Consider the following 6,701-nt stretch of genomic DNA (forward strand, 5'->3'; position numbering starts at 1 on the left):
CGTTTGTGTCAAAAGAAGCGAACTGCTTAGGACGGCTATACGAATGCCGTAGCAGCAGGCGAGTGAAGCCTCGCGGCAGAGTCGAGCAGGCTGGCGGGTCGGTCCGGTCGAATGGAGAGTTCTAGCAGGGGAATGGTGCGCTGAATAGCTGCCCGCTACTGCGCCGCTGGTGTCGCAGGCCGACACATCCAGAAGCTGGATGGTTGTTGTTGGTGTGATCATGCGACGTGCCTGTAGAGTAATTCACCAATAACCCGGCATATCCATCCTGGAGAGTGGCGAATGACCGTTTGCATCGTAGTCATCAATGTCCCCGTCGTGAACTCGCAATCCACAGGAGGCAGATTCGAATAGGCGAGTGGCATCTCGATCGCCCCCCATTTGCTCTTGAAATCGCGTAGACCTGTATTCGTCAGATCGGTTCGACCCAGATCAAACGCCCGGTAGCCGTGCTCACATCCCCAGCGGATCGCATTCGCGAACAGAAGATTGTTCGGTCGCAATTCCAAAGCATCTCTGCGAGAAGCTCCATATTTGTAGATAAGGATCTGCCGATAGTGCAAAAAGACAGCCCCGGCGAGGCACACATCATCTTTATAGGCCAGCGAGACAAATCCAAAACCCTGAGCAATGAGGCGAGCAAGAGACTCGAAGAAGCGCCAGGGTTGGATAGGCGTTCCTTGATGACGGCGCGTCTCTAAGTGCAGCTGGTAGAAGATAGCGATGTGTTCACGATCTGTACCCTTTCTAATGCGCACTCCCTTCTTCTCAGCGGTCTTGATATTTCTCCGATGCATGGCGTGGAAGCGAGAAGTGACCGAGTCGACGTCGGGGCCCAAGTCGATGGTGTGCAAGACATAACTCATCTGCGCGTGAATCTCAGCGCGGCGCGTAAGTCCCGCATGCACAATAATTCTGGGTATACTTCCCTGGCTGAATAGGGCAACGAGATAATCGGTCAGTCCTTGTAGTGCTGCCTCATCACAATAAAGCGGCGCACAGTGATCGGTAAATGGCAGCCCAACCCATCGTTGTCCAGTAAGCCGGCTATGAACTTCCATCATCGGTAGACCTGCGCGCAACGATCCGTCGCATGCGGCGACGGCGATGATGAACGGGCGGTAGCGATAACAGCCCGCAAGGAGGTTGATCCAGGCGGGGTGATGATAAAGGGTTGCTTCGGGTCGCGTTGGCAAAAAACGTAACCAACGCTCGTCGGATGGGTCCAGGAAGAGTGGGGTTTCAGATCGAAACATGACGATGTGCCTCTTTCTTCACTTTGGACGGCCATGCAAGGCGTTGTACGAGAGCTAACTGCATGTAGGTAGACCCCTATTGTTTACGGCCTTGTGCCGAGGAAGCCGGCCACGTTACGACATCATTACCTGCTACCGCAGTTGGGAACAAGTCGCCTAGACCACTTAGGGGGCAGTGCATCATCGAATAGAAGAGCGGCTGATTACTCGGTTCTCTTGATCTTGCCGACGTCGTCAACCGATTTGCTGCGGAGATGGGACGCGTTGCGGGCGTGACAACTACGCGTATACTAGCTCCGTGCGGGAGGAGGCGCAACTCAGTCCCCATGATGTTCGACTTACGGATCTTGATCTCCAAGGACACAGGGGTGGTTTCCAGGACCCGGATCTCACAGCGAATGGATGGACCCCCAAGACCTGCACCTGCGGCCCCTCCGTAAGGTAAGGCACTCCGGCCACCATTCCCATCAGACCTCACCACCCTGGGGCGAAGAACACCACGAGCACCCTCAACCAACAGAATCGACGATTCGAGGGCGTTGATCGGGGAAGTAAAGCTATCACGCTTGGAAGATTGACACGTTATCGAGCAAACCTTTTTCTCCGCTTCTTTACCCATTGTGCTGGGATCCATTTATAGCGATGTGGCGAAGGTCTTACCCCGAGTTTGGGGCGGAATCCAAGAACCGGCGGTGCCAGAGTTCAGTGACCAACAGCGAGAACACCTCTTTGGGATATGCCCCGGTTCGCTCATGAATCTCTAGCAGGCTCTCCACCTGCGCTCGCTGGAAACAACCGCGGCCGGCGGCACGTTCCGATAATAGCACGTCCCTGACGCGAGCGGCCAGCGGCCCGCGCAGCCAAACGTGGTAGGGCACCGGAAAACCCGCTTTCTTCCGGGTGAGCACTCTGGCGGGCAGCACCCGGGCGAACGCGGCCTTCAACGCGCGCTTGGTCTCGCCACCCCACACCTTGTATTCCGTTGGTAGCGATGCGGCAAATTCCAGCACCTTGTGATCGAGCAGTGGCACCCGTAGCTCCAGCGAATTAGCCATCGTCATCTTGTCCGCCTTCACCAGCAGGTCGTCCGGCAGCCAAGTCTTGGTGTCCGCGTACAACATTTGGTCGAGCAGTATGCAATCCTTCGCTGGCCGCAGCAGTTTGGCCATGCTGCTTGCAGCAGAAACCGACGCGGTGGCCTCCAAGAATTCCGGGGTGAACAAGCGGCCAGCACACCGGTTGAAGTAGGCGCTGGGGGAGGAACTCCGGCTGAAGTAATAGTCGGCCAGTGGTCGGCCCAAAGCAGCGCCATAGCGCTGGACGCGTTCCAAATCGAACAGACCGGCCGCCCACGCCACCGCCGCGCCCGTTGGCCGGGCCAGCGGACCAAGTGCACGCTGGATGTGGTCCAGGCGCAGCATGTTCGGGTAGTTCGGGTAGCCGGCAAAGGCCTCATCACCTCCTTCGCCGGACAGCAGCACCTTGACGTAGTCGCGGGCCAGCTTGGAAACGTAATAAAGGGCCACGGCCGGCGGCTCGCACACGGGTTCCTCCATATGCCAGACGTAGCTGGGAAGGAAATTCCAGAAGTCCTCCGCAGTAATGCTGAGCTCATAATGTTCCGTGCCAAAACGTTCCGACGCCATCCGAGCATAGGGGCGCTCGTCGACTACCTTGTCGCCGTCAAATCCGACGGTGAAGGATTTGACCTTCGTTGCCGTGTCCTTGACCGCGAAACTCAACACTGCCGACGAATCCACTCCGCCGCTAAGTAGCACGCCGACGGGCACGTCGGCAATCATATGGTCGCGCACCGTCGAGCCAAGCAAACCGTAGAGTTCCTCGACCGTTTCGTCGAAGGACCGACCCGAACGCTCTGTTGTGAACCGCAAGTCCCAGTAGCGATGGATCGAGACGCAGCCGTGCTCAGCCACGAGATAATGCCCGGGAAGCAGTTTGCGAATAGACTTAAACAGCGTTTCTTCCCCCGGCAGATAATAGAAGGAGAAGAACTGCCGGAGGGCAGGCGCGGAAATCTCGCGGGACACGACGGGATCCGCGATGATCGCTTTCAGCTCGGAGGCGAAGTAGAGCGCGCCAGGTGTCTGGCAGTAATAAAGCGGCTTGATACCCACGCGGTCACGGGCCACGAACAGCCGACGCCGCTTCGTGTCCCAGAGCGCGAAGGCGAACATCCCTTGCAGGTGCCGCAGGCACTCAGGGCCGTATTCCTCATAGAGGTGGATGATAACTTCCGTATCGGTGTGCGAGCGGAAAACATGGCCACGGGCGAGCAGTTGCTCTCGCAACGGCTGGAAGTTGTAGATCTCCCCGTTAAAGACGATCCATACGGTTTCATCCTCGTTGGCCATCGGCTGGTCACCGGTGCTCAGGTCAATGATGGAAAGGCGGCAGTGTCCCAGGCCCATTTCGCCGTTCAGATAAATGCCCTGCCCGTCGGGCCCGCGGTGGGCGATGGGGCCGAGCATCGCCTCGATCTGGGCGCGGGGCACATGGTTTTCGCCAGCAAAGAGCAGTGTTCCGACGATTCCACACATGGTTCGATTGAAAGGGAGTAAGGGACTAAGGGTTTGTGGACCTGCAGGCGAAACGGGCGGGGAGGCTGCGTTTCCACCCGGTGATCATCAGCTTGTCTGGGCTATAGCGGTGGCGGCCGTTTTGGGCGAAGGCGTGCGCCTCCGCGTTTCAAATCCGAGGCTCCAGCGGAGGATGGCAAACCACTTTCGCAATGAGTCGGAGCCATGACGCACCACCCGGTCGCCAAAGATCATCATCGGCCCAATCAGCAGCAGCCGAGCCAACGCCGATAGCATCGTGGAGAACCGGTAGCCCAGCGCCGCGCAAAGTCCTCGGTTAAGCCGCATGAACCGGTAAACCGATTCACGCATCATGACCGTCGAGAAGTTGCTGGCGGCCCGGCTGGTGCTCGCGCCGCCAAAGTGCACAAGGCTGGTTTCCGGAACGTGGAAGACTTTGAACCCTGCGCGGCGGAGCTTGAAGCACAAATCGAGGTCCTCCCCATACATGAAGTAGCTTTCTGTAAAGCCCCCGATGCGCTCAAAGCTCTCGCGTCTTGCCAGGATGCAGGCGCCGGAAAGCGCCTCGACCTCGGTGGGCTCCCGCCGTCCTACGTGCAATGCGGCCATGCCCCACAGGGGCGACCGGGGAAAGCGCAGGCGGAGAAAATCGGAGTCGAGGGCTTGGTTGAGAATGGTAGGAAACGACTGGACGCAACTGGTCTGGAGCGTCCGGTCGCCGTTAAGCAGCCGGCAGCCGACGGCGCCGGCGTCGGGAAGAGATGCGAGCTGATCGAGGAGGACGCGCACTGAATCTTCGATGAATTCCGTGTCCGGATTGAGAAAAAGCAGATACCGACCGGTGGCATGACGGACCCCAAAATTGTTGGCGCGGGCGAAGCCGATGTTCTCGTCGCTTTGGAGAAAAGTGACGGCAGGAAACTCGCGCGCCAGCATCTCGTCGCAGCCGTCGAATGAGGCACCATCGACGACGACCACTTCCCAATCCCCGCCCGGGCAGTGCCGGAACAGCGAGGTGAGGCACTGCCGGACGTAGTCTTTGGAGTTCCAATTGACGATGATGATCGAGAGGGTCATGGTACCGGCTACCAGAGGCTCGGCTTGAAAACGATTTTGTTGAACTGTTGCCGGCGGACGTACCGGATGAGTTCGGCATCATCCACTCGGGTAACGCGCTTTAGATACCCACGGCAGAACCCCCACCACAAGCCGACCGCCCCCACTAGATACGGTTTGTGGCCGCAGCGCTTGAGACACTTCAACGCCATGAAAAGCGGATGATACCCGGTGATGTAGTTGGCGAGACCAAACTTGACGTAGTTCTTCCAGGTTCCGTCCGCGCTGCCGGTGTAGCGGTGGTGCTTGAGTGGAACGTCTTTGAACGTGCGGGTCGTCCAGCCAAGCATGTTGGCCGTGAGCTCATCGATCGTGTCCCAGCCGGGTGCGCGCAACAGCCCACCGATCTCCGCCCAGCAATCATGCCGGTAGATCTTGGTGGCGCCGCGCACATGGAAGGAGGGGTCACCGGGCGATTCGCATACCAGATTGCCGTCCACCTGCTGGCAGATTAATCCGCCCCCGATGCCGAGTTTGGGGTCATCGGCGAATTTCTGCAGACAGCGTTCAAAATAGTCGGTGTCGAACGAGAGGTCGGCGTCAAGCTTGACCAGGAAGTCCCACGGCTCGGCCGGGATGCGACAGTACCCGTCGTAAAAGGCCTCAACAACGCCGCCGCCTGGCTGACGGAAACGGCGGTCGGCGCGGTGAACCGGCAGAATCCAGGAATGCTCCTGCGCCGCCACGTCGATGATGTTCGCGGTTTGGTCCGTCGAACCGTCGTTGACGATGACCCACAAGGCTGGCGGGCGTGTTTGCCCAACCATCGACCGAATGGTATGGCCTATGTTGCCCTCCTCGTCGCGGGCCGGGGTGATAACGATATAACGCGGTGGGTTCATCTTCACACTATACCCGCTCTATGAGAAATGGGGAACGTTTCGGGATTCGGATGGGTGTAAGTCTCGAACTGATCTCAATAGTATAACATAACTAATCCATTATACTAGGTTTCGGCTTCACGTGTGAACATCAGCGCCGGTGACGATTTGTCCCGTGGCGGGTCATGGACTGAGCGGAGTGCGGGGTTGGGCGCCGATGGGGAGATCGGCTGCTTGCTGAGCAGCTTGAGCGGCTCGATGTGGACTTACCCTACGTGCTCATCGATGGCCGTCTGCATCACCGGGTGTTGCGCTAGATGCCGCTCGCGGCCCGGCAGATGAGTTTGGTCGTCGCCGCCCATCTCTCGCCCCAGAGGGCGGGTTTCGGGAGCTGGGAGGCATGCAGCCCACCGAGCAGGCCGCCTTCAATGACGCCTATGGGGAGCATAGCCCAAAAGCCCAGGCCCGGTGAGAAGTACCACCACCTGCTGCGGGAGGACGGCGATGGCGTCTTCAAAGTCATCCGGACGCACGTGCACTGCACCGGATACATCCACCCGAGGGTGCATCGCAGAGGTGCTCGGTTATTTCCGTCGGCATCGCCGCCGCATGCGCTACGCCGAAATGGCCGAGAGCAACCTGCCCATCGCCTCTGGTATGGTTGAGGCCGCCTGCAAGACCCTCGCGACCCAACGCATGAACCGCTCTGCCAGCCAGGGCAACAGCCATCCTCACCCTGCGTGCCGTCACCCTGACCGCCGGGCCACCAAGACTCAGCGCCACCGCCGCTAATCGCCGATTTGCCGCACCGACCTATGCCGCGGCTCATAGGTTATGTAGTTAAGGATTCGCGAAAATCGGCTCCAGACCGAATTGCAGCCGCCCACGTTGTCGATCCCGTTTAGGGTGTGCGCGTCGTGCGTTCCCGGCGAGGTAGTCGATGGCGCGTG

The 6,701-nt window shown here is 59.0% G+C and carries 4 protein-coding genes; all 4 read right to left on the bottom strand.

Translation table 11 applies throughout. The features are described 5' to 3' along the window. Nucleotides 1–218 precede the first annotated feature (218 nt). Complete coding sequence (locus tag M3461_21825; GenBank protein MDQ3776795.1) at nucleotides 219–1,256, bottom strand: GNAT family N-acetyltransferase; 1,038 nt, start codon at nucleotides 1,254–1,256, stop codon at nucleotides 219–221. 656 nt (nucleotides 1,257–1,912) lie between these two features. Continuing rightward, the gene (gene asnB / locus M3461_21830) at nucleotides 1,913–3,814 is read right to left on the bottom strand and encodes an asparagine synthase (glutamine-hydrolyzing) (GenBank protein MDQ3776796.1); all 1,902 of its coding nucleotides are present in this window, start codon (nucleotides 3,812–3,814) and stop codon (nucleotides 1,913–1,915) included. 87 nt (nucleotides 3,815–3,901) lie between these two features. Beyond that, nucleotides 3,902–4,891, bottom strand: coding sequence for a glycosyltransferase (locus tag M3461_21835; GenBank protein ID MDQ3776797.1), 990 nt, complete (start codon nucleotides 4,889–4,891; stop codon nucleotides 3,902–3,904). 8 nt (nucleotides 4,892–4,899) lie between these two features. Continuing rightward, nucleotides 4,900–5,772 (bottom strand): glycosyltransferase, encoded by an 873-nt coding sequence (locus M3461_21840; GenBank protein MDQ3776798.1) that lies wholly within the window; start codon nucleotides 5,770–5,772, stop codon nucleotides 4,900–4,902. Nucleotides 5,773–6,701: the final 929 nt, after the last annotated feature.

The sequence above is a fragment of the Pseudomonadota bacterium genome (assembly GCA_030860485.1).
In the GTDB taxonomy this organism is placed as follows: domain Bacteria; phylum Pseudomonadota; class Gammaproteobacteria; order JACCXJ01; family JACCXJ01; genus JACCXJ01.